The 26,635-nt window shown below is 70.2% G+C and carries 26 protein-coding genes and 1 pseudogene; 17 read left to right on the forward strand and 10 right to left on the reverse strand.

The features are described 5' to 3' along the window. The first annotated feature begins 178 nt into the window (after positions 1 to 178). The gene (locus tag NUT86_RS38640; protein ID WP_159483853.1) at positions 179 to 775 is read left to right on the forward strand and encodes a hypothetical protein; all 597 of its coding nucleotides are present in this window, start codon (positions 179 to 181) and stop codon (positions 773 to 775) included. 151 nt (positions 776 to 926) lie between these two features. Here NUT86_RS38640 and NUT86_RS38645 read toward each other — a convergent pair whose 3' ends face one another. After that, on the reverse strand, positions 927 to 1,871 hold the full coding sequence (locus NUT86_RS38645; RefSeq protein ID WP_274740059.1) for a LysR family transcriptional regulator: 945 nt from the start codon (positions 1,869 to 1,871) through the stop codon (positions 927 to 929). A gap of 164 nt (positions 1,872 to 2,035) precedes the next feature. On the opposite strand from NUT86_RS38645, the gene NUT86_RS38650 reads away from it, so the two are divergent. Together NUT86_RS38650 and NUT86_RS38655 are read left to right on the forward strand one after the other, a co-directional pair. Then, complete coding sequence (locus NUT86_RS38650; protein WP_018093613.1) at positions 2,036 to 2,824, forward strand: alpha/beta fold hydrolase; 789 nt, start codon at positions 2,036 to 2,038, stop codon at positions 2,822 to 2,824. 216 nt (positions 2,825 to 3,040) lie between these two features. Continuing rightward, positions 3,041 to 4,099: a hypothetical protein gene (locus NUT86_RS38655; protein WP_274740061.1), complete on the forward strand. Its 1,059-nt coding sequence runs from the start codon at positions 3,041 to 3,043 to the stop codon at positions 4,097 to 4,099. 38 nt (positions 4,100 to 4,137) lie between these two features. On the opposite strand, the gene NUT86_RS38660 is transcribed toward NUT86_RS38655, so the two are convergent. Beyond that, positions 4,138 to 4,629, reverse strand: a complete 492-nt coding sequence (locus NUT86_RS38660) for a hypothetical protein (RefSeq protein WP_274740062.1) — start codon at positions 4,627 to 4,629, stop codon at positions 4,138 to 4,140. 63 nt (positions 4,630 to 4,692) lie between these two features. Further along, positions 4,693 to 5,263, reverse strand: a pseudogene (locus NUT86_RS38665) (transposase). Between the two features lie 383 nt (positions 5,264 to 5,646). On the opposite strand from NUT86_RS38665, the gene NUT86_RS38670 reads away from it, so the two are divergent. Together NUT86_RS38670 and NUT86_RS38675 are read left to right on the forward strand one after the other, a co-directional pair. After that, complete coding sequence (locus NUT86_RS38670; RefSeq protein ID WP_274740064.1) at positions 5,647 to 6,495, forward strand: oxidoreductase; 849 nt, start codon at positions 5,647 to 5,649, stop codon at positions 6,493 to 6,495. Then, positions 6,495 to 7,109, forward strand: coding sequence for a TetR/AcrR family transcriptional regulator (locus NUT86_RS38675; protein ID WP_018093608.1), 615 nt, complete (start codon positions 6,495 to 6,497; stop codon positions 7,107 to 7,109). The genes NUT86_RS38670 and NUT86_RS38675 overlap by 1 nt, the downstream gene beginning before the upstream one ends. A gap of 321 nt (positions 7,110 to 7,430) precedes the next feature. Here the strand turns inward: NUT86_RS38675 and NUT86_RS38680 are convergent, their stop codons facing one another. Continuing rightward, positions 7,431 to 8,255, reverse strand: coding sequence for a dienelactone hydrolase family protein (locus NUT86_RS38680; protein ID WP_274740067.1), 825 nt, complete (start codon positions 8,253 to 8,255; stop codon positions 7,431 to 7,433). A gap of 154 nt (positions 8,256 to 8,409) precedes the next feature. On the opposite strand from NUT86_RS38680, the gene NUT86_RS38685 reads away from it, so the two are divergent. The 3 genes from NUT86_RS38685 (at position 8,410) to NUT86_RS38695 (ending at position 10,662) form a co-directional block, all read left to right on the forward strand. Then, complete coding sequence (locus tag NUT86_RS38685) at positions 8,410 to 9,384, forward strand: GlxA family transcriptional regulator (protein ID WP_274740069.1); 975 nt, start codon at positions 8,410 to 8,412, stop codon at positions 9,382 to 9,384. A 298-nt stretch (positions 9,385 to 9,682) separates the two neighbouring features. After that, positions 9,683 to 10,318, forward strand: coding sequence for a hypothetical protein (locus tag NUT86_RS38690; protein WP_274740071.1), 636 nt, complete (start codon positions 9,683 to 9,685; stop codon positions 10,316 to 10,318). A gap of 83 nt (positions 10,319 to 10,401) precedes the next feature. After that, positions 10,402 to 10,662, forward strand: coding sequence for a hypothetical protein (locus NUT86_RS38695; RefSeq protein ID WP_148588528.1), 261 nt, complete (start codon positions 10,402 to 10,404; stop codon positions 10,660 to 10,662). A gap of 50 nt (positions 10,663 to 10,712) precedes the next feature. Here NUT86_RS38695 and NUT86_RS38700 read toward each other — a convergent pair whose 3' ends face one another. The 6 genes from NUT86_RS38700 to NUT86_RS38725 form a co-directional block, all read right to left on the reverse strand. Continuing rightward, complete coding sequence (locus NUT86_RS38700; protein WP_274740073.1) at positions 10,713 to 11,321, reverse strand: hypothetical protein; 609 nt, start codon at positions 11,319 to 11,321, stop codon at positions 10,713 to 10,715. A gap of 322 nt (positions 11,322 to 11,643) precedes the next feature. Beyond that, complete coding sequence (locus NUT86_RS38705; RefSeq protein WP_446750809.1) at positions 11,644 to 12,312, reverse strand: HAD family hydrolase; 669 nt, start codon at positions 12,310 to 12,312, stop codon at positions 11,644 to 11,646. Further along, positions 12,251 to 12,487: a hypothetical protein gene (locus NUT86_RS38710; protein WP_274740076.1), complete on the reverse strand. Its 237-nt coding sequence runs from the start codon at positions 12,485 to 12,487 to the stop codon at positions 12,251 to 12,253. The genes NUT86_RS38705 and NUT86_RS38710 overlap by 62 nt, the downstream gene beginning before the upstream one ends. A gap of 272 nt (positions 12,488 to 12,759) precedes the next feature. Continuing rightward, on the reverse strand, positions 12,760 to 13,581 hold the full coding sequence (locus NUT86_RS38715) for a class I SAM-dependent methyltransferase (RefSeq protein WP_274740077.1): 822 nt from the start codon (positions 13,579 to 13,581) through the stop codon (positions 12,760 to 12,762). A gap of 664 nt (positions 13,582 to 14,245) precedes the next feature. After that, positions 14,246 to 14,656: a hypothetical protein gene (locus NUT86_RS38720; protein WP_229837801.1), complete on the reverse strand. Its 411-nt coding sequence runs from the start codon at positions 14,654 to 14,656 to the stop codon at positions 14,246 to 14,248. 266 nt (positions 14,657 to 14,922) lie between these two features. Beyond that, entirely contained in the window at positions 14,923 to 15,243 is a 321-nt protein-coding gene (locus NUT86_RS38725; RefSeq protein WP_274740078.1) for a hypothetical protein, read from the reverse strand. A gap of 474 nt (positions 15,244 to 15,717) precedes the next feature. Here NUT86_RS38725 and NUT86_RS38730 point away from each other — a divergent pair, with 474 nt between their 5' ends. The 9 genes from NUT86_RS38730 to NUT86_RS38770 all read left to right on the forward strand — a co-directional run bounded on the left by NUT86_RS38730 (position 15,718) and on the right by NUT86_RS38770 (position 26,605). After that, entirely contained in the window at positions 15,718 to 16,959 is a 1,242-nt protein-coding gene (locus tag NUT86_RS38730; protein WP_274740080.1) for an MFS transporter, read from the forward strand. Between the two features lie 483 nt (positions 16,960 to 17,442). Further along, positions 17,443 to 18,225, forward strand: a complete 783-nt coding sequence (locus NUT86_RS38735) for a thioesterase II family protein (RefSeq protein ID WP_274740082.1) — start codon at positions 17,443 to 17,445, stop codon at positions 18,223 to 18,225. Then, entirely contained in the window at positions 18,222 to 19,832 is a 1,611-nt protein-coding gene (locus tag NUT86_RS38740; RefSeq protein WP_274740084.1) for an MFS transporter, read from the forward strand. The genes NUT86_RS38735 and NUT86_RS38740 overlap by 4 nt, the downstream gene beginning before the upstream one ends. Before the next feature lie 346 nt (positions 19,833 to 20,178). Next, complete coding sequence (locus NUT86_RS38745) at positions 20,179 to 20,442, forward strand: acyl carrier protein (protein WP_127154625.1); 264 nt, start codon at positions 20,179 to 20,181, stop codon at positions 20,440 to 20,442. Then, positions 20,442 to 21,671 carry a beta-ketoacyl-[acyl-carrier-protein] synthase family protein gene (locus NUT86_RS38750; RefSeq protein WP_159483829.1) on the forward strand — a complete coding sequence of 410 codons (1,230 nt, stop codon included), beginning with the start codon at positions 20,442 to 20,444 and terminating at the stop codon, positions 21,669 to 21,671. The genes NUT86_RS38745 and NUT86_RS38750 overlap by 1 nt, the downstream gene beginning before the upstream one ends. A gap of 119 nt (positions 21,672 to 21,790) precedes the next feature. Then, on the forward strand, positions 21,791 to 23,077 hold the full coding sequence (locus tag NUT86_RS38755) for a polyprenyl synthetase family protein (RefSeq protein WP_274740087.1): 1,287 nt from the start codon (positions 21,791 to 21,793) through the stop codon (positions 23,075 to 23,077). Continuing rightward, the gene (gene crtI, locus NUT86_RS38760) at positions 23,074 to 24,609 is read left to right on the forward strand and encodes a phytoene desaturase family protein (RefSeq protein WP_018091573.1); all 1,536 of its coding nucleotides are present in this window, start codon (positions 23,074 to 23,076) and stop codon (positions 24,607 to 24,609) included. Before NUT86_RS38755 ends, crtI begins: the two co-directional genes overlap by 4 nt. Next, entirely contained in the window at positions 24,606 to 25,595 is a 990-nt protein-coding gene (locus NUT86_RS38765) for a phytoene/squalene synthase family protein (protein ID WP_274740089.1), read from the forward strand. The genes crtI and NUT86_RS38765 overlap by 4 nt, the downstream gene beginning before the upstream one ends. Beyond that, on the forward strand, positions 25,592 to 26,605 hold the full coding sequence (locus tag NUT86_RS38770) for a DUF5914 domain-containing protein (RefSeq protein WP_274740090.1): 1,014 nt from the start codon (positions 25,592 to 25,594) through the stop codon (positions 26,603 to 26,605). Before NUT86_RS38765 ends, NUT86_RS38770 begins: the two co-directional genes overlap by 4 nt. The last annotated feature ends 30 nt before the right edge of the window (positions 26,606 to 26,635 follow it).

Here is a 26,635-nt window from a genome sequence, read left to right on the forward strand (position 1 = left end):
GCACCCTGCTGTCCTCCTTCGGTCGCACCGCTCCCTCGGCTGGACGGCGGAGCCGGTTCAGCCCGCGGAGCGACTCTCGGCGCCCGCCCGAGTGCGACCTTCATGGGTGTACGGGCCGGTCGAGCCCACCGAGAAGAGCCGCGCCCACCGAGAGCCCACCGAGAAGAAGGGACCGTACATGCAGCAGCCGCCCCCGCACACCGAGGACCTCGCCGCCCGCCCCGGACGGCTCAGGGCCGCATGGCAGGTGGCCCACGAGCCCGTCGCCGGAGTGTCCCGGCGGATGCAATGCGTCGCCCTCGCCGTGGTGTTGGCCGTCCTGCCGTCCAGCCTGTGGAGGCTTCCGATCGCGTTCGACCACGGGATCGGGGTCGGAGAGCGGGCGTACGTCGTCTTCCTGTCGGTCCTGTCCGAGGCGCTCGCGTTCACCGCGTTCGGCTTGGTCGCGCAATGGGGCGAGGTGTTTCCGCGCTGGCTCCCGTTACTGGGCGGCCGCCGGGTCCCGACGATGGCGGCAGTCATCCCGGCCACGATCGGTGCCGTTCTCCTCACGTTCCTGTGGACCCTCCTGGCCCCCATTACCCAATTCATGGGGAGGACGATCCGAGGTGACGTCCTGCCCCGCGAGTTTCCGGGCGAGGCGGGCGGCTGGGAGGAGGCCTGGTTTCACCTCTGCTATGCGCCCCTGGTCCTGTGGGGGCCGCTTCTGGCCGTGCTGACGGTCGCCTACTGGAAACGCCGGCGTACGGCCGAGAACGCGCCCGCGCCGGCCTGACACCCGCACACGACCGGTCGCGCCGGCCTGACCCAGCACACGCCCGGCAGCACCGCATACGCGGACCCCGCACGGTCCGGTCCCTCGACCAGACACCTGGCCACCACCCACACTTCACCAGCACCAGCACCAGCACCAGCACCAGCGCGAGTCAACGGCCGACGTCGTGCACATCCCGGGTGAGCGGCGAGCCGGGTCGTACGCCCGGGCCACCGTCGACCGCCTCGTAGCAGGCCTCGATCAGAGCACGCAGCGCGGCCCGGGGCGGGCCGTTCCGCACCGCAAGGTAGGTCCGCATGACCGGCGCCGGGTCGCTCAGGGGACGGAACACCACGCCGGGAACGGGGAGCTGCTCGGCGTGCGGGGCGTAGAAGACCGTCCAGGACGGTTTGCCGTGGCCGATGGCGGCGAGCGTGTCCTGGTCGTTGGTGAACTCCGGGCCCAGGACGGGCGCGTAACCGGCCGCCCGGCAGGAGCGCATCACCAGGTCGTGGAGCGCGGGGTTGCGGGAGCGCGGGGAGAGCCGCAGCGGCAGTTCCGCGAGCCGGGCCAGTTCGACGGTCTCCCGCGCCGCGAGCTCGTGGCCCGCGGGCAGTGCCGCCATCAGCGCGTCCTGCCACAGCGGCAGGAACTCCAGCCCGGGGTCGGTCCCTTCACCACGCAGCAGGGCGGCGTCCAGCTCACCGGCCCGCACCTGCGCCAGGCGCTCCTCGGTGCCGCCGGTGACGAGTTCCAGCTGGGCGTGGCCGGTGTGCCGGGCGTACGCCGTGAGTACGACATCCAGCCAGGCACCCAGCCCTGAGCTGGTGCCGAGGCGCACCGTCGCGGCCTGTTCGGCGCGCAGTTCGTCGACGGCCTCCCGGGCGCGTGCCTGCAGGGCGAGCATCTCCCTGGCGTACGGGAGGAGCCGGTTGCCGGCCTCGGTGAGCCGGACGACGCGGGTGGAACGGGTGAACAGCTCGGTACCCAGCTCGCGTTCGAGCCGGCGGAGCTGCTGGCTCACCGCGGACTGCACGATGTGCAGCCGCTCGGCGGCCCGGCCGAAGTGCAGTTCCTCCGCCACGGTGAGGAAGTAGCGCAGCTGACGCAGCTCCATGGCCCCCGGTCCTCTTGTTCGCCGTGACCGGCACTGATCATTGATCACCGTTCGTGAAAAGTGTAGGCGCGGACCGCCCATTGGTCGGCGACGGTGATCGCGGTTGGCTGGGGACATCACGCACCGCGCGGCCCGTAAGGGTCACGGGACAGAGGGGAACCACCATGCCCAGCCTGGACATCAACGACACCACACTCCACTACGAGGACGAGGGGACCGGCCCGGCGCTGCTGTTCCTGCACGGCTGGGGCACCAGCGGCCGAACCTGGTGCGCCCAGCTGCCCGATTTCACCCGGGACCACCGGGTCGTCACCGTCGACTGGCGGGGCTGTGGGCGGTCGGCCCACCCGGCCCGCGGCAACACCACCGCCATGGTGGTCACCGACATCGTGGCGCTGATCGACGCGCTGCGGCTGGACCGGCCGGTGGTCATCGGCTCGTCGATCGGCGGGGTCTTCGCCACTGAACTGGCGCTGCGACGGCCCGAGTTGACCGGAGGTGTGGTGTCGGTGGGCGCGCCGGGGTACTGGCCGTCGACGGAGACTCAGGCGGAGCTCGTGGCCGCACTGCGCCGCGACCGGGCCGGTACGGTCGCCGACTGGGTGCCGGGGTGGTACGCGCCGGGCACCGCGCCCGCGCTCATCGACTGGACGGTCCGTCAGATCCTGAACTCGGGCGTCTACATCGACGAGCACCAAGCCACCGCCGCCGGCTACGACCCGCGCCCGGCATTGCCCGGGCTGCAGGTGCCGATCCACTACCTCCACGGTGAGCTGGACACCGCCATCCCCCTGGAGGTGCCCCGGACCTGCGCCGCCCTTACACCCGGCGCCGAGGTCAGCGTGATCACCGGCGCCGGCCATATGCCGCACCAGGAGCTCCCCGACCGGTTCAACGCCGCGCTGCGCACCGTACTCGCCCGGATGGCCCCGGCCGCCCGCACCGCCGGGTAGCCCGCCCGGACGAGCACGCTCGGGAAGGAGAACGCTCGGGAAGGAGAACGCGCGGGACGGAGAAGGCGCGGGGCGGAGAACGCCCGGGCCCGTCACGGGGAGACCCATCTGCGCCAGCCGCCCACCCCGCCTCGGCGGGCGGGTCCCGACTGATCGCTGCGTCCATACTGCTGTCGGCCGGCCCCCACACCGCAGCAGCCTTTGGAGAGCAGCACGTTGCCCCGTACGACACCACCACGCCCCATCGACGTCACCGCCGTACTGCCCGAACTGGCAGCCCACACCAGGGAGACGACCCGGCTGCACCCGAGGCCCGGCGCTCCGGACATCGCCGAAAGCTCGATCGGCGGTCCGCTGTTCTGGCCCGCCAGTGAGCCGTGGCCCACGTGCACCGCGCCCCGTATGGTCCAGCGCAGTGAGCCGATAGCCCCCGCGCTCGTCCTCGCGTTGCAGCAGGCTCAGGCCGAGCGGGAGGCGCGGCAGGGGTCGGGGCGCGGCCGGCGCAGCCCGGAGGAGCTCGCTCTGCTCGACGAGGCATCCGGCCGTCGCGGCGCGTCCATCGACCTCATCCGCTACACCACCCACTGGTACGAGTCCGAGGCGCATGAGGAGCCGAACCCCCTGGTGGCCGTCGCCCAGCTGCACGCCCGCGATATCCCGACCGTTGGCTTCCCCTCAGGGACCGACCTCCTCCAGGTGCTGTGGTGCCCCACCGATCACCAGGACCTGCCCGGTCAGCCCCGCTTTTACGGGGGTCCGTACGTACACCTCGTCTGGCGGCGCGCGTCCGATCTCTCCTCCGCGCCCGGCAGCGTGCCTCCGCAACCCCGGGACACCCACGACCCCTACATGCCCACCCCGTGCGTACTGCACCCTGAGCAGGTCACCGAGTATCAGTACGCGGATCTGCTGCCCGAGGCACTCTGCGCGCGCCTCGACGCACAGGACGAGCAATGGCTGGAAGAGACTGATTACGCCTACCAGTACGACCTGTCCATCGCCCCCGGCTGCAAGGCCGGCGGCTGGGCATCCTGGCATCTGACCGATCCGGCACCCGTCAACTGCCGGTGCGGAGCGTCGATGGACCTACTGCTCAGCTTCGACAGCAGCGAATGGGACGGTGGCTCCAAGAGCTGGCGCCCCATCGAAGATGCCGAGGCAGACCACGTGGGCGCCTGCACGCCCACCGGATTGTCTCCTGGCCGATGGGGCGCACTACGGATCTTCATCTGTCCCACCGACCCGACACACCCCCACCTGCTGAACATCCAGTAGGGGGAGCCGGCCACCGCGCCCTCCCGGCGGTCGACGCCCTAACTCTTGAAGCTCTTCCCCCAGGTGCGCACCTGGGAGACACCCATCGCCAGGATCACCAGCCCCATGCAGAACCACATCACGGATCCCAAGGTCGCCCCGACACCGACCTCCCGGAAGCGCCACTCGCTGCCCAGCCAGGACTCGACCACGTCACGCTTCTCCCCGGCCGAATAGTCGTCCGCGTTCTCGAGCGTTCCACTCCACCCGTCGTCGGAATTCCCGCCGCGGGGGATGAAATCGCCACCGCACTCGTAGTCCGAATTCTTCCCGCTGGGATTGGTGTCGTTGCAGTAATCGACCGTGAAAATGCCACGCGTGCCCACCAGACCGGTGGCTTGCACACCCTGGACACTGTTGACAAAGACAGCTCCGACGCCGACAAGGGAGAGCACGAGACCAAGCAGCAGCCCGGCGACCCGCCAGCCCAACGCCGGCTTCGGCTCCTTCTGCCGCTTCGTGCTCGGCTTACGCGATATCTGACTGTTCACCCCAGCACCCTAAGGGCTGCCCCGTAGTGACCTCCGGTGTGATGGTGGCCGGCGCGGCTCCTCCTATCCAGCCAGCGTGAGGTTGTGCAGACGGGCGATGCCGAGCATGGCGTAGTGGACACCGACGCCTGGAAGCGGCAGTCGCGCAGGATCTTCCACGCCTTCATGCGGGCGAAGGCGTGCTCGACGCGAGCACGGACTTTCCGGTGGGAGGTGTCGTGGTCCTCTTTCCAGGCTGGGAGTTCGGTCTGGCCGGGTTCGCGTCGGTGCGGGATGACCAGTCCAGTGCCCCGGTAACCACCGTCGGCGATCACGGTGGTGTGACCGACAGCGGCCTTTGCGCCGGAGATTTCCCACGCCTTGCAGTCGTTGCGGTTGCCCGGGACAGGCCGGCCGACGGCGACGACGAACCGGGTGTCGGCGTCGATGACGACCTGGTGGTTGGTCGAGTAGCGGTAGTTTTTCGACTGCTCGGCGACGGTGTGATCGCGGGTGGGGACCAAGGGCCGGCCCCTGTGTGCCTGGTCGGTTCTTCACGCCGCAAGGCTGTGATCAGCTTGCCGAACTACTGTGGGCTCAGCCCGGTGAACGGGGCTGTCCAGGATGACTTCGACGCCGTGATCGCACCAGACACGTGGGAATGATCCCGGAGGTGAACAGCCACCTTGCGCTGATCAGTCCGTCTCCGCCGGCAGGACCCACCGATGCGTCCATCAGCCACCGCGACTCGGCATCCTGGTAATGATCCGCGACGCCAGACCATGCCAGGCCACGACCTGCCGGATGCGGACGGTGACGGCCGGAGTGACTTCGCGGGACGGCACCGCAACTCACCAGCCAGTGCGCACAGCGGCCTGCGCCGGCGGGCCCCGGTCTCGGTGCGGCCGGATCTCCCCCGGCCAGGCGTGATGCCGTTGAGTAACCCAGAACCAACGTGGCGAAGATAAAAATATGCACTGTGTAGACTTTCTGGGCGGGGAGCAGTCCTGATCCCCGCGAGACCTTCCTGGAGGAGCAATGCAGAGGCAGAACTGGCTCATCACCGGCGTCAGCACGGGCCTGGGACGTGCCTTCGCCCAGGCCGCCCTGACTGCCGGTCACACCGTTGTCGGCACGGTCCGCTCCGAGGAGGACCTGCGGGCCTTCGAGGGGCTTAAGCCCGGTTACGCTCGCGGCCGCATCCTGGACGTGACGGAAGACCACGCCGTCTCGGATGTGATCACGGAGGTGGAGCGAGGCGTCGGCCCCTTGGATGTCGTCATCGCCAACGCCGGCTACGGCCTGGAGGGCACCTTCGAGGAAACCCCGCTGGCCGAGGTGCGGCGGCAATTCGAGATCAACGTATTCGGGGCAGTGGCCACCCTGCAGGCAGCACTGCCCCACATGCGCCGACGCCGCCGCGGACACCTGATGGCCGTCACCTCCATGGGCGGGCTCATGGCCGTGCCCGGCATGTCCGCCTACTGCGGCAGCAAGTTCGCCCTGGAAGGCATCCTCGAAGCACTGGGCAAGGAGGTCGCACAGTTCGGGATCCACGTGACGGCGATCGAGCCCGGCTCCTTCCGGACCGACTGGGCCGGACGGTCCATGACACGCGCCGCGCGGACCATCGACGACTACGACGAGCTGTTCGATCCCATCCGTGAAGCGCGGCAGAAGGCAAGCGGGAACCAGCTCGGCAACCCGGCCAAGGCCGGAGAAGCCGTCGTGCGCATCGCCTCGGTCGACCAGCCGCCGGCCCACCTCGTCCTGGGCTCGGACGCGCTGCGGCTGGTCACCACTGCGCGCACTGCCGTGGACGAGGACATCCGCGCATGGGAGACGCTCTCCCGCACGACCGACTTCGACGAGGGTGCTCAGCTCTGATGCCCAGCCACCACCCCGCGCGGAGCCGACGCAGCACCGAACGCAAGGGCGATCTGCGGGAGCGGGCCATCCTGGACACCTGCGAAGCCCTGCTCGCGCACAAGGGCTACAACGCCATGACCGTCGGCGACATCGCCCAGGGCGCCGGCATCACACGCGGCGCCCTGTACTTCTACTTCGGCTCCAAGCAAGAAGTAGTTGTGGCACTCGTGGCGCGTACCGTCGAGCATCTGTGGGAGCGGTCCCGGACCACCGCGCAGACCGACGAGCCCCGCCAGGCCATCGCAGAAGCCATGCAGCGCACGGTAGAGCTGTGGAACGAGCACGGCCTGGTCATGCGCACGGCGATCGACCTGTCGTTGACCGTGCCGGAGATCGGCGAGCTGTGGAGCCATACAGCGGACTTGTTCATCACGGCCATCACCGCCGTCCTGGAACGGGCCGGCATCCAGGCCGGCACCGAACCAGAACAAGCCTCAGCGATGGCACGCGCCCTGTGCTGGATGATCGAGCGGACCTTCTACCACGCCTCACAAGAGTCCCGCGAGACGTTGCAAGGGGCATCCGCGACCTGCGAACACATCTGGCTGACCAGTGCCGGTCTGACCACCTGACGGACGTGGCGTGACGGTCAGGCGCGAAACCGAACCCCGTGGCTTCCAGCCCTACCGTCCATTGTGCTTCCCCGGTGGCCACCCCACGAGGCACAAACGTCCTCTCCCCGCTCGATCACCAGCAGCTGACGTTCAAAGCTCTCGTGCATGACCCTTCCGAACTAGGTGGCGAGATCTGGAAGATCACTTACGGGGCAGCCCTTAGGCGAACCAGCCCCCCTGCCCTTGGCGGAGGGGCGCCCCTGGCCCGGGAGCGGCCGCGGCGGCACCGGGAACCATGGCAGCCAAGGCTTCAACCCGGGCCGGAGCGAGCGTCAAAGTTCATTCCGGCCGCGTCCCGAGCCGCTCGGCCAGGAAGGCGATGATCTCGTTCCGGGCCTGCATGGTGGGGTGGCCTTCCTGGTCGACGAGGTGTGCCGTGACGACGCTGTGGGCGCAGCCGACGACGTCACGGAAGAAGGGCGGCGGGTTCGTATTCGCCGTCTCGGCTTTGAGTACGCGGCCGTCGAATGCGTCCCCGAGCAGCGCTCGGTAAGCGGCGAACCGCTGGCGGGTGCACCACCTGTCGTTGTCGAAGCGGTAGGCGAGAACCTTCAATCCGTCTCGCGCCACGCGTTCCGCCACGGCAGAGGCGTCTTCGTCGCTGATCTCCAGACCACCGGGGTCGTCGAGCGGAAGCGACGGATGGTTGACCACTGGCGCGATGACAGCGGGCTCGAGCGCCATGGTCAGGGCGAAGTTGCCGGTGAAACAGAGCCCGACGGCGCCGACGCCAGGCCCGCCACGCTCGGCGTGCGCCAGGCGAGCGAGGCCGCGCAGCCAGGTGACAACCGGGCTGGTGCCGCCACCGGCAAACGCGCGGAACTCGGCGCTGACGCACGCGCGTCGAACGATGGTCTCGCGGGCCTCGGCGAGTGGATAGGCGCCGTCGACGCCGAAAAGAGAGGGCAGGTACACGGAGAAGCCGGCATCACGCACCCAACGCGCGAACCGCGCGACGTCCGGGCTGATACCTGGCATCTCGGGCATAAGGATGACCGCTGGTCCCGTCCCGGCAACGTGCACGGTCTTGTCGACGTCATCGACGCTGACGGTTCTCCGGAAGAAGTCGTCCAACGGGTCGCGCTGTCCTCGCAACATGGTCATGACCGAGATGATGACGAGTCGGCCGCACTCCTGAAAAGTGGCGGCATCGCCATGAATCCCGGTAATATCGCCACCTGTTGGAGGGCGCTGGAGCCGCTGGAGCCGCTGGAGCAGTTGGAGGCGCAGGAAGTGCCGGAGGCGCCGGAGGTGCCGTATGAGTCCGCTGCGACTCGGTGTGCTGGCCTACCCCGGCTGCTTCGCGTCGGAGGTATTCGGAGTCCCCGACCTCCTGGCAATGGCAACTCATGTCGCTGCGGCGCAAGGGGTGCCTCAGCCGGCCTACGAGACGTCGGTCATCTCGCCCCGGCGGCGCGTGGTCGCGTCCGGCGGCTCGGTCCTCGACGTTTCGGCGATGCGCCCGGTCGACGTCCTGGTCGTGCCGGGCTTCGAACTCTCGCCCACGCTCGACCTCGACGCGGCACTCGCCAACCTGGGACCGGAAGTAGCGTCCATTCGTTCGCAGGCGGCTTCAGGCAACGCTGTCGTATCGATCTGCGTCGGCGCCTTCCTGGTCGCTGAAGCCGGGCTGCTCGACGGGCGCGAAGCGACCACGTCCTGGTTGTTCGCGGATCGGTTCGCCCGCCGGTACGCCGATGTGCGCCTGCGCCAGGAGAGCTTGGTCGTGACCGACCGGGGGGTGACGACCACAGCGGCCTTCAGTGCCATGTATGACTTCGCGCTGCAGCTCATCCGCGAGCACGACGGCCCCCGCGTCGCCCGTAGCACCGCGCGTATCGCGCTTGTCGACGATGCACGTTCTACGCAGGCTCCCTATGTCGACCCCGAGCTCATACCCACTGTGGGCAGGGAGTTCTCGCTCGGCGTCAAGCGGTGGCTCGACCAGAACCTCAGCACCCGCTATGACCTGCCCACCCTCGCCCAGGAGTTCCACGTGAGCACGAGAACCATGCTCCGTCGCTTCGGCGACGAAGCCGGCGAGACGCCACTCGCCTACCTGCAGACGGTCCGGGTACGTCGAGCCAGACACCTGCTGGAGACGACCGACAGGACCGTCGCAAGCATCGCCACCGATGTCGGGTACCGCGACCCTGGCGCGTTCAGCGACATCTTCGCCAGACACACGGGCCAACGACCGAGGGAGTACCGCGCGCTGTTCCATCGCCGCTGATTGCTCGGACGCCCAGCGCTCAGCGTCTGGTCTGCGCCTGCGCCTGCGTCTGCGTCTGCGTCTGCGCTGCATTCGGTACCAGCAGTTCCGGTATTCAGTTTAACTCCGTTCACCTGAATTACCGTCAAAATAACGTTAAAAGTAGGCGTGTTGGCCATGCCTTTCCAGTTCGAGCCAAGTCCCGTCTCTCACTCGACGGAACCTTGCAGGGCTGCTACAAATGGTCACGTAACATCCACACGAGAAACGGGGAAAAGTGAAAGGTAAGTTAGTCAACGGGGGAATCGCGCGTCCCAGCGTGTCGCATACCGTCAAGGTAGCCATCGCCACCGCTGTCGCTACGTCGACACTGGCATTTCCGGCAGCCAGTTCCGCAAGCGCCCAGAGCGCCCAGAGTGCCAAGACCGCTGGCATCACCTTCGGTGCCGATAGCAGCATTCCCCACTACACCACGGCAGCCGAACACAACGGTCCTCATGGCGGGAGCGGAACCTTCGTTGCCAAGGTCGCCAAGATCGACACCAAGACCGGCGCACCGCTCAAGGCCAGAACCGTCCTGTGCGAGTGGAACGCCAACTGGAAGTGGGGTGCCGGGACCGTCTCCGAAGTTACCGGCAGCACCAGGTTCTACTGCGCAGCTGTAGGGCCCGGGGGACCGGAGTTCACCGGAGAGTCCCGCGCACGGCTCATGGATGACCACAACAAGTCCATCGCCGACGGCGAGCGCACCGTTATCCAGCCACTCGACCCGACACCCACCATCTCAGAGGTGACGGCGAAGGTGAAGCGCCCCAAGACCCTGCACGTACAGCACGACATGTGGGCCAACTTCCTCACACCGGGCTGGGTGTGGCAGTCACACCCCCAGGGCTGCGGCGGCGCCGGCACAACGGCAATCAAGTGCACCATCGACTACAAGAACTTCAAAATCTGACGAATGGCCAGGTTGGGGAAGCCGGGTCCGGGATATCCTGGACCCGGCTTCCGGTATTTCCATCGATAGTGAGAGGTGGAGAAATGTGGTCAGGTAGGCATGACAGTTACTTCGAAGAAACCGGAAGGGCGATCGCTGAGCAGTTACAGCGAAGCCGTTCCAGGCAGCGCGCCAAGGCCGTCAAGTACAGCAGAGAGCAAGTCGAACAGAGCCGCAAGATCTCCCATGAAGCCGAGGCAGCCGAACTGGAACGTCTCGCGGTTCTCGGGCAAATCCCACAGGCCGAATACAAGGCCCGCATGGCTGCTTTGGAAGACGACGCCGACGAAGGAACCGAAAAGTAGTAACGGCGACGCACCCCGGGCTCACATCGACGACGCAAGACCATGCTCTTCTACTGACATACCGCGATCTTGCCCGTGGTTCCTGTTTCGGGGTCCGGGCGGGCCCAGAGGCTGAGATCGCTGCTGGTGGCGACCGCGAGGGTGCGTCCGGACGGCGAGAAGCCGGCGGTCCGCAGTTCGGAGTAGTTGGAGTCGAAGATGTGCCACCAGCGTTCGCCGTGCGGCATGCCTCCGTCTCTGGAGAGCAGAACCCGGTGATGGGGCCACTCGGGGCTGACGACTTCCAGGCTCCAGCCGTCATGGGGGGTGGTGTGGAGGCCGCCGCCGAAGAGTCCGGCGATCTGAACCCGGGTCCCGGCGATCGGTCCGAGTCCGGGACAGGAGAGGTCCGGCACCGCGTCCGGGGTGCTGTGGTCGGGGTCCGGATCGCGGTCCCTGGCGATCTTCTCCCCGGTGAGGGCGTCGAAAAGGCCGTGCCCGTCGCCGGAGACCGCCATAACGAGGTCGTGACCAGTGTCGGGAGCGACGGCGAAGCCGATTCCGAGCAGGCCGCCGATGGGGTTTTGGTGGCTCAGGACCGGGCGCCAGGGGGCCGGCGGAGGATACTCGGGGACGGAAAGGAACCGTTCACGCAGTCGCTGCTGGTAGTCCGAGATCACCGTGCTCCCTCACGTTCCGCCGGGCCGACGGCCGACCCCGGCCGAATCCCGGGCCTCACCGAGCCAGCGCCGCTCGACGATATCCTGCGTGATCTCGAAGGCGGTACCAGTGCCAGGAACGCTCCAGACGAAGGCCGCTTTCAGTCCGCTGACTGCGGACAAGCTGATCGGGTTCGATTCGCATTTCGGGCTGGAAGATCACGTGCGACCGGCCCCCGCTTCCGCAGCCCAGGTACAGCACCGCCCCACCAGCCAAGAACCGCTGACCGAGTTCACTGAGCAACGGCTGCTACCTGGCCTCGGCGTCGTCCGCCACGGTGAATCAGTTGCTTAGCAGCAAGCCCAACGGCCCACGAAGGTCGGCGGGTTCGCGGTAGTGCACGCCGGTCATGCCGAGCCCGACTGCGGCCTGGATGTTCTCAAGCCGGTCATCCACAAAAAGGCACCGGTCCATGGCGACACCCGCTTGCTCGGCCGCGATCTCGTAGATCTTCCGGTCCGGCTTGGCCACCCCCACCCGGGCACTGCTGACGACATGGTCTGCGAAATCCGCCAGACCCAACGACGCCAGATCGTCCTCCAGTTCCACGGTCGCGTTGGTCACCAGCACCAAGGGCACATGCGCCCGCACCTGAAGAAGCATGGCCACCACAACGTCGTCGGCCCGGAATGGCGCCTCGGCGAGGGCCGTACCCAGTTCGCGCGCTTGGACCTCCGGCACCTGCCCTGCGAGGCCGATCACGATGGACTCCACCCACTGCCGCTTGGTGATCGCGCCGAGGAGCAGCGGCCGATCTATCTCCGGCGCAAATGCCACCTTCTCGGTTGTGCCCTCCATCAGCCCTGCCCCACGCTCCAAGCGTGCCAGCTCCGTCGTGTCGTAGAAGCGGATCACATTGTCGAGGTCGCACAGCACTGCGTCGAAGGGCCTACTGGAGAGCTTCGAAGTCGTCACTGCCCTTGGATAACACGGCGACAAGCAGGCAGTCATGGTGCCTTGTGATCTCGTCCCTGAACCGCGCGTCACATCTCTCGGCCGCCGCGGTGAGCGTGTCGAACCGCGCGGCGACCAGCTCGGGAGCGAGCCGGAACGCGTCTTCCGCCGTCGGTGGCTTCGTTCCGGCGACCACCGAGCGCGCCATCGCGCCGAGCGGTACCAGTGGCACGCCGACCCGCGCCAGAAACGCCGCGAACTGGGCGGTCAGTCGTGAGTGGCTTCTCCGCCGAGGCCCCCACCTGCGGTGACCGTGACCAGCAGCCGAAGACCCGGGTGGGCTTGATCCGCTTTGACGGACATCTGGGATCAGGGGTTGGCGCCCCGGACGTTGTCCACCATGGAGACGAGAGCATGGGGGGAGAAGAGGCCGCGTTCCAGTCGCTCGTTCACGCCCCACGGCGGCACAGCTCGACGACCTCGGCCTTGAGGCAGCTCGATCCGCTAGGTGGCCACGGACTGACCTGACGGAATTTCCTTGGGGCGGCGGCCCCATGCGGAGATGGTGATTTGCGGGATGTCGATGAAGGCTGGGTCCTTCAACAGGGTGGCGAACTCGGTTAGGTCGGCTTCAGTGATGAGACCGTCGGCGAGAAGTGCGGGAGCCGCCTGGGTGATGAGGGGGAGCCAGCGGTCCTTGTCCAGCCCGCCCATGCAGCCGAGGTTTCCGGTGTAGGCCACTTCGGTCAGTGCGTTGCGCGCGAGGAGGGAGGGCAGGGCGCGGGCCCAGGTCATGTCGGCGCCGTGTTTGCGATATGTGCGCTGATAGGCGTCGAGGATGCGCCGGACCAGTGGGGATGGCGAGGTGTCGGCCGGCAGATGATAGGGCTCTTCGATGACGAGCCAGCCACCGGGGGAGAGCCAGCGGGCGGCGCGCGCGATCATCTCGTCGCGGTCCGGAAGATGGCAGAACAGGTAACGGGCATGGATGAGGTCGAAGGTGCCGGGCGCGTAGTCCCGGCGCGTTATGTCGGCTTCCTGGATCTCCAGATTCGCGGCCCGGCCCGCATCCAGGTAGCGGGTGTCGAGATCGACAGCGACCACGCGCCCGTCCTGGCAGCGTTCGGCGAGCCAGTAGGCGATGGAGCCGGTGCCCGCGCCCAGTTCCAGACAGTTCCATGACGCTTCGATGGGAAGGCCATCGAGGACTCCGGTGGTGAACGCGTCGACGCTGCGCTGGATGGACTCCAAGCGGTCACGTTCACGCTGGGCGTCATTGCTCAACAAGCCGCTGTTGTATGGGGTGGTGGCAGGCTGCTGTGTCATGGGTGCCTTTCTCGTGCGAGTAGCGGGCGTGTGGGGAGTGCGCTGGGGAGCAGGCTCAGCGCTTCGAGCGTCGCAGGCCGGTGCCGCTGGGGCTCCCCATCGTTTCTCTCCGAGGAAGCAGGTCAAAGGGACGTGATCAGTAGTGGTAAGGGACGGTAGTGGAACGGTGCTCTGTTCGGCGGCGGGGACGGCGTCTGGAACAGCGACACCATCGCCAACTTCCACACCGGGTTCAACTGCTCGCACCGGGCCAGGATCTGCATCAACGGGCCGCTGAACAGCGGAAACGTCCGGAACTCGCAGAACGTTTACCTGTCCGGCGACAACAGCAACAGCGGTAGCCCGACCAACGTCAACGGCAACACCAACGACGACGCCGGCGGCACGACCGGAGCCGAGAACAAGTCCAGCAACGACCAGCAGCACATCGGTGGCGGCGGGAAGCAGAAGTTGTGACCCGACACTGAATCCGCCCTCTCCGCCTTCTCCGCCTTCTCCGCCTTCTCCGCCCCCTCCGGCCCCGGCGCGATCCGGGGCCGGAGGGCTGTGCGGCCGTGGCCGCGCCGGGGGTTGGGCGGAAAACGGCGATCGCCCGGCGTAGTCCGCCGGGCGATCGTGCGACTGCCGCGGCCTCGCGGCCCGGCAGCCTGGGGAGGTCATGGCCTCAGTGCAGAAAGCCTCCCAGGATGCGCTGCACGCTGTTGCCGCTGCCCGACGAGGCGCCCGTCACGGCGTTGCCGCTGTTGGTCGACCCGTTGGTGTTGGCGAGGTTGCCGCTGTTGTTCGGGTTCCCATGGTTGAGGAAGTTGCCGCTGTGGAAACTGTTTCCGCTGCGCACCGGCCCGTTGATACAGGGGTGCGGCGAACGGAACACAGGTGCCTTGTAGTTGAAGTCGGCGAGGCGGTTGTTGCACACCACTCCGGAGACCAAGCCGGTGACGGTGACGAGGTCGGCGCCCACGGCGGCGGAGAGCAGGGATTCGCCCGGAAGGCTCTGAGCGCGGGCAATGCCGCTGCCGAGCAGCACCAGCCCGCACGCACCGGCGATACTGCCCGCCTGCACAATTCTTCTCACACGTCGCTCCTCGCGGCTTCGTCCAACGGCTACCATGCGTATCGTGCTGCCGCTATCGGGCCGTAGGAGCGTTCAACCCGCAGGCAACGGAACCCCGGCGGCCACAATCAGCCGGGTGGCGCAACAATCCGCGTCACGTACGAGCCCCCCCCGGCATCGGCCTTTCCACACGCCGCTGAGACAGCAGACGAGGGGCGCCCGGCAGTCGGGCGCCCCTCGTCATGCCGGGCTTCTTCGTCCGAAGCTGTGGCCCAGCTTGTCGAGCCTTACGGCTGACAGTTGTTGATGGCGAAGACCTGCTGATTGGAGCCCCATGTCCTGAACTTGTACTGACGTCCGGGCGAGATGGTGACGCACCCGCTGTCCGTACCGTTCGAAACAACCATGTCGACGGCGACGTTGAAGTCGCATTTGTTACTGACATACGCCATCTTGGCCGCCGGCCCCGACGCTCCGTCGACCATGCCAATGACACACGGCGGGGCGGTCCCGGCTGCGGCGGCCGGGCTGGCGAGGCCCACGGTCGTGGCGGTCAGCGCGAGGCCGGCAACGGCCCCTGAAATCAAGCGAGTACGGAACGTCGACATGCTTTCCCTCCTGTGACACCTGCGTGACTCACCAATTGGTGCCGATGCAGTTATTCGGCTATTCGACGTCATTTACACGGTCCGGGGTGCAGAGCTGTATGACACCAGGGAAGGTGACCTGCGCCACTGTGGTGCAGTCGGCGACTCGACGCGGAGAGGGGGTCGAAGGGTGTGCCCTGGCCCGAGGGGCGGAACGAGAACTGCCGCCGGGGTTCCGTTAGTTACGTACGCCCCATGCGTACCCGTACCCGCACGGTTATTGGTGTGCGGTGCACGAGGTCCTGCTCACCGAACTGCGTAGAGCCGGCTTCCTCGGCATGGACGAGATCCGCTGGGTCGTAGACCTGTTGAGGGCTTATCGGGGTGGGGTGGCGGGGTGCCTGTGCTCCCCCCCGCCACGCAACGCTATCGAACACTACTCATGCTCGAAAGACTAGCTTTCGAACATGAATCATGTTTGCTACGTTCGCTGGCATGGAGAGATCACTGCGAGCCGGCCGACTGGCCACCTTCACGTTCTTCGGGCTCAACGGCTTTGTCATGGGGATGTGGATCGTGCACATCCCCTCCGTGGAGCACCGCGCCGGTATCGGGCACGCGGTGCTCGGCTGGTTGCTGCTGCTTCTCGGGGGCGGTGCGTTCGTCGGGATGCAGCTGGTGGGGCGGCTCACCGACCGCTTCGGCGCCCGGCGAGTCGTGCCGGTGAGCGGGGCGCTGTGCAGCCTGGCCGTGACGCTGCCGGGGCTGGCCACCGATGGCTGGACCCTGGGCGCTGCCCTGTTGGTGCTCGGTTTCGGGAACGGCTGTCTGGACGTCAGCATGAACACCCATGCCGTGCAGGTCGAGCGCGGTTACGGCCGCCCCGTGATGTCCGCCTTCCACGCCGTCTTCTCGATAGGCGGCGTCTTCGCGGCGCTGGTCGGCGCAAGAACCCTCAGCCTCGGCTGGAGCGCGGCGGCGACGCTCGCCGCGACAAGCCTCTTCGGGCTGGTCATCAGCGCATTCGCCGCACCCGCACTGCTGCCGCCCGCATCCGCCCGCGCCGCGAACCCGTCGGCAGCACGTGGCGCGGCCCCACGCACGCCCCCGCGCATCTGGGCGCTGGCGGCGCTCGCGATGATGCTCATGCTCTGCGAAGGGGTCGCCAACGACTGGAGCGTGCTGGATCTGCGCGAGGTGCTCGACGCGCCCCCCGCTACCGCGGCCTTCGCCTACGGTGCCTTTTCCACGGCCATGACCGTCGGACGTCTGCTCACCGACCGGGTGGCCGCGCGCATCGGCCCGGTCGCCGTCCTGCGTTACGGCGCCTCGCTGGCCGCTCTGGGGCTGACAGCGGTGGTGCTCTCCCCGTGGATTCCGCTCGCCCTGTGCGGCTGGGCGGTCTTCGGGGCCGGGCTCTCCGGCTGCATTCCGCAGTTGTTCAGCGCTGCGGGCCACGCGGACCAGGACGCCGCCGGGGCCAATGTCTCCCGGGTGGCCGGCCTCGGCTACCTCGGGATGCTCGCCGGACCCACCGTGATCGGACCACTGACCCATCTGGTCCCGCTCAACCTCACGTTCCTCCTGCCCGTGGCCTTCTGCGCCGTCGCCGCCGGTACGGCCCGCCTGCTCGAACCCCGGGACGCGACGGCCGCGGGGAGTGCATACGTCCACCCGCGTCCCGAGGCCGGTGCCGTGCCCCGCCGCGGGTTGGAGGGCGACGCCGACGGCCGCTGATGCGGATGACTCGTCAGGCGCGGTGCGATACGGCGTCGTGCCTTGGACGTCGCGTACGGAGGCGCCCTGGGTGAGTGGCGGACGGGGCCGGGCCCTGCCTTATCCCGTGCCCCGCCCCGCGCTGATCGCCCCTCACGGCTGCTCGATATCGCCCCTCACGGCCGCTCGATTGCCGTAGCTGCCGCCGTTGGTGTCAGAGGGGGGCGGTGCCTTGCGTGGTGTGTGGAGTGAGAGGGCGGGGGAGGGCAGGGTCGGCGTGGGCACCGGTCCTGTGGCCGGCCGGAGGTTTCCGTACCCCGTCGGCCGGCCGGAGGTTTCGTACCCCGTCGGCCGGCCGGCCGCTCGGCCGGACGCCCCGGGCGCGAACGGCTGCACGCGGCCCGTCCGGGGCGGCCGGCTGTGCCGGGGCGGGGCCTGAACCAGTGGAGCGCGAGGCGAAGGGCGTGTGTCGTGGGTGTCGGTTTCACAGAACAGTCGACGTCGGTGACGGTTGCGGCGTCGGCGGTGCCGGAGCGTGTCGTGCTGGCTGCCCGCCCGCAGGCGGCGCTGCGCTTGTATTGTGTGCCGCCCGCCGGGGCCGGCCCGGACTGCTATCTGCGCTGGGCGCCATTGCTGCCGCCCTGGATCGAGCCGTGTTCCGTGGCACTGCCCGGCCGTGGCACACGCGCCGCGGAACCCTCGCTGACCGACCCCGCGTATCTGAGCGCCCGGCTCGCCGCGGTACTCGACGACTGGACCGACCCCCGTCCGTTCGCGGTCTTCGGACACAGTGCGGGCGCACTGCTGGCCTACGAGGCGACCCGCCATCTGCGGCGCACCCACGGCCGGCTGCCCTCGCTGCTGGCGGTGTCCTCGCTGTCGGCGCCGCATATCGACGCCTACAGCGCGGGTCTGCCACCGCGGCTGACCGCCGGCCTGGAAGGCATCCGCGAACTCGTCGGCCCGATCCCCGACCAACTGCTCGCCGACGCCCGCCTGATGGCCGCGGCCTGCACGCCGCTGCTGGCCGACTGTCTGCTGCTCCTGCACTACCGGCACCGCCCCGAGCCGCCCCTCGATGTGCCGTTGGCCCTCTACGGCGGTGAACACGACCCCGTCACCAGCGTGCAGGACCTCCAGGCATGGAACGACCTGGTCGCCACGCCGGCCCCGACCCAGCTCTTCCCCGGCGGGCACACCTACCTGCAGACGGAGACGAAAGCACTGGTCGGCCATCTCGCCGGCACCCTCGACGCCGCCGTCAACCGCCCCGTGGCGACGGCATGACGGCCACTGCGCCGGTTCGCACGCCGGCCGTACCCGTGCGCCGCGCGGGAGCGGCCGCCGTGGTGTGCCTGGGCCTGTTCATGCTCGGCCTGGATCTGACGGTTCTGAATGTCGCGGTGCCCGACCTGCAGGGCGGTCTCAACACCTCCACCGCGCAGGTCCAGTGGATCGTCGACGGCTACGCCCTGGTCCTGGGCGGAACGGTGCTGGCCGTGGGAGCCTTCACCGACGCCTGGGGCCGACGGCGTTCCTTCGTCTGCGGTGTGGCGGTCTGCGCGGGGGCCTCGCTGGGCGGCGCGGTGGCCGCGCAGCCCTGGCAGGTGATCGCCGCGCGCTGCACCATGGGGGCCGGGGCCGCGTTGCTGATGCCCGCGACGCTGGCGGTCATCCACCATCTGTTCCCCGAGGCCCGGTTGCGCAGCCGGGCGATCGCCGCGTGGGCAGCGGTCGGCGGCATGGGCGGCCTGTGCGGTCCGGTCATCGGTGGCTGGCTGGTGGAGCACTTCTCCTGGCGCGCCGCCTTCTGGATCAATCTGCCGCCGGCCGCCGTCATCATCGTCCTGGCCCTGCTCCTGGTGCCCGAGTCCCATGCGCGACGGCGGGCCGGCTTCGATGTGCCCGGTGCCCTCCTGTCCGCGGCGGGGCTGCTGGTCCTGGTGTGGTCGATCACCGAGAGCCCGCACCGCGGCTGGACGAGTCCGGCCGCCCTGACCGGATTCGCCGCCGCCGCGCTGCTGCTCGCCGCCTTCGTCCGCCGCCAGTTGCACGCGCCCGCCCCCATGCTCCCGTTGTACCTGCTGCGGGTGCCGGCCATCGGGGTGGCCGCGGCGGCCCTGGCGCTGATGTCCTTCGCCATGTTCGGGGCGCTGTTCGTGCTCACCCTCTACCTCCAGGGGGTGCTGGGCTTCAGCCCCTGGCAGGCCGGAGTGCGGACGCTGCCCCTGCCGGCCGGACTGGCCCTCGGCGCGGTGTGCGCCGTACCCGTACGGGCACGGCTGGGGGGCCGGGTCCCCGTCGTGGGCGGTCTGGCCCTGGTGTCGGCCGGCTTCGCGATCCTGGCGACCACCACCCCGGACTCCGACTACCCGCACTGCGCGGCCTTCCAGCTGGTGGCGGGCGTCGGCGCCGGACTGGTGGCGGCAGCGGCCACCGAATCGGTGATGGGCTCGGTCGCCACCGAAAGAGCCGGACTCGGCTCGGCCATCAACGACGCCACCCGCCAGGTCGGCTCCGCCCTCGGGGTGGCGGTCCAGGGCTCCCTGCTGGCGGCCGTCTTCACCTCCCGGCTCTCCGCCTCCCTCACCGATCTGCACGCCCCCGCTCCGGTGGCCGCGGCGGCCCGGCACAGCATGCTGTCCGTACCCGCACAGGCCATGCGCCTGCCCGGCCCGTTGCGCAGCGGTGTGCTGTCCGCCGCACGAAGAGCCTTCACGGACGCCATGACGCTGACCGCCATCGTCGCCGGAGTCGTCACCCTGCTCACCGCCGCGGCCGCCGCCCGCTGGCTCGGCCGGCCGGACCGCCCCCACGGTGCGTCACCCGACGGCCGTGCCCGGCTCCGTGGACCGCAGCCGGCACCCAGGGAAGAAGAGCGTCCGGCGCTATAGAGCGATAAGTCACTCGTTCGGAGGTGCCTTCATGACCAGGGCCCGGGGACACGGTCGGCGACAGTAGAGCGCGAGACCGACCCCTGCGCACCGGCCCCCGGTGCCGGCCGCCCCTGCCCGCCTGGAGCCACGATGAACGCCCCGTCCGCACCTGCACAGCCCACGGTGCCCCGGGCTCCTGCGGCGCGGACCCGCGGTTCCTGTCCGCAGCGACGCCTAGGGCGTGTCCGCACAGTCCCGTCCGGCTCTCCGGGCGGACGACGGGGCTTTGCGGACACCCCCTGGCCCCCGGACAGCGCCCCGCCCACGGCGGCCGGCACGACCACCCCAACCGAAGGAGTCACCCGTGCCCACCAGTGCAGAGCTGATCACCAGCACCCTCACCGAGACCTTCGACCTCGACCCCGCCGAGGTCACCCCCGAGCGCACCTTCGAGGACCTGGGCCTGGACTCCCTCGCGCTCGTCGAGATGGGCCTGATGCTGCAGGAGCGCACCGGGATCTCCCTGGACGACGTTCCGCTGCGGACGACCATCGGCGAACTCGCCGCGCTGATGGACAGCAGTACGGCCGACAAGGCCCTGACCACCGCGCCGAACAGCAGCAGCTGATGCCCGGTCAGTGCCGTGAGGTCGCCGTCACCGGGCTGGGTGTCATCAGCCCGGCCGGGATCGGCGCACGGGCCACCTGGGACACCCTGCTCACCGGCCGGTCCACCGCCACCCGGGACGCGGGGCTCGTGGGACTGCCGGTGGACATCTCCTGCCAGGTGCCCGACTTCGACACCGCACGCCTGGTCGGCCGGAAAGCCGCCTGGCGGCTGGACCGGTTCGTCGCCATGGCCCTCCTCGCCGCCCGGCACGCCGTCGCCGACGCCGGCCTCAGCCCCGCCGAGTGGGACGCCTCGCGCGTCGGAGTGGTCATGGGCACGGGCACGGGAAGCATGGAACGCTATGTCACCGAGTTCGCCAAGCTCGCGGCCGGCCGCCCGCTGGACATCTCGCCCCTCGCGATCACCCGCAGCGTGCCCAACATGGCAGCCGCCGAGATCGCCCTCGACCTGACGGCCACCGGGCCCAACTTCGCGGTCTCCACCGCCTGCGCCTCCGGCAGCAGCGCCCTCGGCATCGCCCGTGACCTGCTGCGCGCCGGAACCTGCGACCTCGTGCTCGCCGGCGGCGCGGAATCCGCCCGCCACCCCATCCCCGCGGCCTGCTTCCACCGCATGGGCGCGCTGTCCCGGCGTACGGAGGACCCCGCGGGCGCCAGCCGGCCCTTCGACGCCGCACGCGACGGTTTCGTCCTCTCGGAAGGCGCCGCCGTCCTGGTGCTGGAACGCCCCGAGCACGCCCGTGCCCGTGGTGCGAGCCCGCGCGCGCAGCTGGTCGGTTACGGGGCGAGCTGCGATGCCTTCCACTACGCCGCTCCCGACCCCGAGGGCCGGGGCGCCGCGGCCGCCCTCACCGCCGCCCTGGCCGACGCCGGCCTGGCGCCCGGGGACATCGATCACATCAACGCGCACGGCACCGGAACCCGCCTGAACGACCTGGCGGAGGCCAGGGCCCTGCACACCGTCTTCGCCGAGCCCCCCGCCGTCACCTCCCTCAAAGGCGCGCTCGGCCACGCCATCGGCGCGGCGGGCGCCATCGAGGCGGCCGTCACGGTCATGAGCCTCCAACAGGACACCATCCCGCCCACCGCCAACCACGAGGACCCCGACCTCGATATCGACCTGGACATCGTGGCCAAGGCCCCTCGCCAGACGCCCCTGTCCGCCGCCGCCAGCACGTCCTTCGGCTTCGGCGGCCAGAACGCCGCCCTCGTCTTCCGGTCCGCCTGACCCGCGGGCCGGGCCGCGCACGGCCGCCGTGACCGGCACCGCGAGCCCGCCGCGGCGTCGCCGACGGACTCCGCGGCCCGTTCCGACCTCCGCCGACCGACGCGCCGAGAGGAATCACGATGCGCCGTCGTACCGGGGCAACCGCCCCCCTCGCGCTGCGCGATGCCGGCCCGCCGCCGTCCGGCTGCCCGTCCGGGAACGCACTTCCGGGCCGTGGTGACACCTGCTCAGCCGGCCTCGGGCCGGACACCGTCGATGCGGATGTGCCGGCCGCCGTCGGCCGGATGCTCGTCGGCGTCCTCGGGGAGCAGGTCGCGCGGGCGGCCGAGATCGAGGGCACCTTCGCCCGGGATGTGGCCGCGCGGGTCGCGCGCTTCACCCTGGAAGGGGGCAAGCGCACCCGCTCGCAATTCCTGTGGTGGGGGCTACGGTCCTGCGAGGACCGGCCGGGCGCCTGTGCCGTGGAGCCGGCGCTCCGGGTGTCCGCCGCCGTCGAACTCATCCAGACCTGTGCGCTCATCCACGACGACGCCATGGACCGGTCACCGCTGCGCCGCGGCAGGCCCGCGGTCCACGCCGAATTCGCCGGCCAGTACGCGACGCCGGGCACCGCGGAAGCGGCCGGGCGGTTCGGCACCTCCGCCGCGGTACTCGCCGGTGATCTCGCCCTCGCCTGGGCGGATGACACGGTCGCCGGTGCGGAACTCGGTGCGGAGACCGCTCCGCGGGTGCGGCACATCTGGCGGGCGATGCGGATGGAAATGGTGGCCGGTCAGTATCTCGACCTGTACGGCCAGGTCGCCGGCTCCCGTTCGGCGGCACTGGCCGTCCGTACCGCGTACCTCAAGAGCGCGCGCTACTCGGTGGAGCGGCCGCTCGCGCTCGGTGCGGCCCTGGCCGGCGCCGATGAGGACACCACCCGGGCACTGTGTGCCGCCGGCCGCTGCGCCGGGGTCGCCTTCCAGTTCCAGGACGATCTGATGGGGGTGTTCGGGGACCAGGACCGGACCGGCAAACCGTCCGGCGGCGACATCCGGGAGGGGAAGCTCACCTATCTGCTGGCGGTCGGCCGGGCCCGGGCCATGGAGCGCGGTGACCGGGCGGCCCTCGCGCTCCTCGACCGCTGTGTCGGCGACAGCGAACTGGACGCCGCGGATCTGGAGCGGGTACGTGCCGTCCTCGTCGCCACCGGAGCGCTCGGCCTCGTCGAACTGCGCATTCACCGGCTGGTCGCGCGCAGCATCCGCCATCTGGCCGCGGCCGCCCTGGAACCCTCCGCGGCCGCCCGGCTGCGCGGCCTCTTCGCTTCCGTCGCCGGCCTGCGCACCGCCACCGTCCGGGGCCCGGCACCCGACGTAATCACCTCGCCCGTACCCGCCGGGGTGGCCGAAGGGGGCGCCGTATGAGAACCGTCAAGGGCCCCACCGACCACGTGGTGGTGGTCGGCGCCGGTCTCTCCGGGCTGTCCGCCGCGCTGCATCTGCTCGGCGCCGGCCGGCGGGTGACGGTCGTCGAGAGTGCGGCGCTGCCCGGCGGCCGGGCAGGCCGGATCGAGAGCCACGGCTACCGCATCGACACCGGCCCGACCGTGCTGACCATGCCGGACCTCATCGACGAGGCGTTCGCCGCGGTCGGTGAACGGCTCACCGACCGGATGGAGCTGCGGGCCCTGCACCCGGCGTACCGCGCCCAGTTCGCCGACGGCAGCGAGCTGGACGTCCACACCGACGCGGAGGCCATGGAGGCCGAGGTCGAACGGTTCGCCGGACCCGGGGCCGCCGACGGTTACCGCCGGCTGCGCCGCTGGCTCCAGCAGCTGTACGCGGTCCAGCGCCACCGCTTCATCGACACCAACTTCGACTCACCGCTGCAGCTGATGCACCCGGACCTGGTCCGCCTCGCCGCACTCGGCGGATTCGGCCGGCTCGACGACCGGATCGGCCGCTTCCTGCCCGACGCCCGGCTGCGCAGGGTCTTCTCCTTCCAGGCGCTGTACGCCGGGGTCCCGCCCGCGCGTGCCCTGGCCGCCTACGCCGTCATCGCCTACATGGACACGGTCGCCGGGGTGTACTTCCCCCGCGGCGGGATGTACGCCCTGCCCCGGGCGATGGCGGACGCGGCCGCCGACGCCGGTGCCGCTTTCCGCTACGGCCACCACGTCACCCGGCTGGAACGCACCGGCGACCGGATCACGGCGGTGGTCACCCCGCACGAGCGCATTCCCTGTGACGCGGTGGTGCTCACCCCCGACCTGCCGGTCGTCCACCGGCTGCTCGGCCGGCGGCCCCGCCGCCCGGTCCGGCTCCGCCACGCGCCGTCCGCGGTGATCCTGCACGCCGGCACCGACCGGACCTGGCCCCGTCTGGCGCACCACACGATCTCCTTCGGCGCCGCCTGGGAGCGGACCTTCGAGGAACTCACCCGCACCGGTCAGCTGATGAGCGACCCCTCCCTGCTGCTCACCCGCCCCACCGCCTCCGACCCGCAACTCGCCCCGCCCGGACGCCACTTGCACTACATCCTGGCGCCCTGCCCCAACACCGACACCGGCCCCGGGGCGGGGGAGTGGCGCGACCTCGCCCCCCGGTACCGCGACAGCCTGCTCGCCGTCCTCGAACGCCGGGGGCTCACCGGCATCGGCGCCGCCATCGAGGAGTACCGCATGGTCACCCCGGCCGACTGGACCGCACAGGGGCTCGCCGCCGGAACGCCGTTCTCCGCCGCACACACCTTTGCGCAGACCGGCCCCTTCCGCCCCCGCAACCTCGTACGCGGCACGGAGAACGCCGTACTGGCGGGCTGCGGCACCACCCCGGGCGTCGGCGTCCCCACCGTCCTGATCTCCGGCAAACTCGCCGCGGCCCGGATCACCGGCCTGCGGCCGCCCCGCTCCACCGCCGGTTCGTCCCGCCCCGCCACGAGAGGCATCCCGGCATGACCGCACGCGAACTGGACGCCGCAGGCGTCACCGATCCCCGGCTCCGCGAGGCCTACGCCCACTGCCGCCGGCTCAACGCCCGGCACGGCAAGACCTATTTCCTCGCCACCCGGCTGCTGCCCGCGGGACGCCGGCCGGCCGTACACGCCCTGTACGGCTTCGCCCGCTGGGCCGACGACATCGTCGACGACCCCGCCACCGGTCACACCACCGCGGACCGCGCACACGCGCTCGACGCCCTCCAGCGTTGCCTCGACGACGGCTTGCGTGGCGGCGCGAGCACCGAGCCGGTGGTGCGCGCGGTGGCACACACCGCCGCCGTGTACGGCATCGACCACCGTCACTTCGCGGACTTCATGACGTCCATGCGCAGCGATCTGACGGTGACGGACTATCCGACCTACGCCGATCTGCGGCGCTATATGCACGGCTCCGCCGCGGTGATGGGACTGCAGATGCTGCCGGTGCTCGGCACCGTCGTACCGCAGGAGGAAGCCGTGCCGCACGCCGCGGCCCTCGGTATCGCCTTCCAGCTCACCAACTTCCTGCGCGATGTCGGCGAAGACCTCGACCGTGGCCGCGTCTACCTCCCTGCCGACCTGCTCGCGGCGCACGGCGTCGACCGCGCACTGCTCCGGTGGAGCCGCGACACCGGCCTCCCCGACCCGCGGATCACCGCGGCCCTGGCGGCGGCCGCCGAGCTCACCCGCGGTGTCTACCGCGAGGCGGCACCCGGCCTCGCCATGCTCGACCCGGTCTCCCGCCCGTGCATCCGCACCGCGTTCGTCCTCTACGGCGCCATCCTCGACGCCGTGCGTGACGACGGGTACGCCGTGCTGCACCGCCGCGCCGTCGTCTCCCGCCGACGCCGCGCGGCCACCGCCCTCGGCGGTCTGGCCCGTCTCGTCGCCGCTCGCGCCACCGTCCGGCCGCCCGGTGTGCGGCGTGGCGGAGTGCCGCACTACGCGCAGGAGGAGACCCCATGACCCAGGAGGCCCGCCGTCCCCCGCGCCTTCCGCTCCGGCTGCGCCGCAGACCCGAGCCGTGGGATCGCCAGCGCCCCACCTGGCGCGACGCCAAACCCGCGCGCATCGCCGAGGCCGTCAAGGCCGCACTCGCGCGACCGTCCGGCAATTGGTTCGTCCTCGGCGCGGCCCGCGACATCGGTGCGGACCGTGCCGTCGGCCGTACTGTCGCCGGGATCGAGGTGGTCGCCTGGCGGGACGCCGCAGGCCGCCTGCTCGCGGGCCCCGGGGCGTGCCCGCACCTCGGCGCGCCCCTCGCTCAGGGGCCCGTGCGCTGTGGCATCCTCCGCTGCCGGTGGCACGGACTCCCCCTGGACGGTGCTCCGTTCGCCGGCTGGGAGCCGTTCCCTGCCTACGACGACGGACTGCTGGCCTGGGTACGGCTCGACGAGGCGGGCGGTGAACGCCCGCTGCCACAGCCCGTGCTCCCCGCCCGGCCGAAGGCGGCGGGCGCCGTCGCCACCGTCTACACCGCCACCGGCTGCTGTGAACCCGAGGACGTGGTGGCCAACCGCCTCGATCCCTGGCACGGTGCCTGGTTCCACCCCTACTCCTTCGTCGACCTCACCGTGCTCGACGCCCCGGCGGAGCACGGCGGGAAACCGTCCGACGGCCTCACCGTCGAGGTCTCCTTCAAGGTCGCCGGACGTGCGGTGGTGCCGGTCACGGCGCTGTTCACCGCCCCCGGGCCCCGTACGGTGGTGATGCGGATCCTGGCAGGCGAAGGACAGGGGTCCGTGGTGGAAACCCATGCCACGCCCCTGGGCCCGGACGACCGGGGACGCCCGCGCACCGCGGTCGTCGAAGCGATCGTCGCCACCTCCGGGCGCCCCGGATTCGCCCTGGCGCGTGCGGCCGCGCCCGCCCTGCGTCCGCTGATGCGCGCCGCCGCGCGACGGCTGTGGCGGGACGATCTGGCCTACGCCGAGCGCCGCTGGGAACTGCGCAGCAGCGGACGCCATCCGGGCTGACACCAGCCGATGCCCGTGCCGGTGTGGGTC

Source organism: Streptomyces sp. G7(2002) (assembly GCF_028870195.1).
GTDB classification, from domain to species: Bacteria; Actinomycetota; Actinomycetes; order Streptomycetales; family Streptomycetaceae; genus Streptomyces; species Streptomyces nigrescens.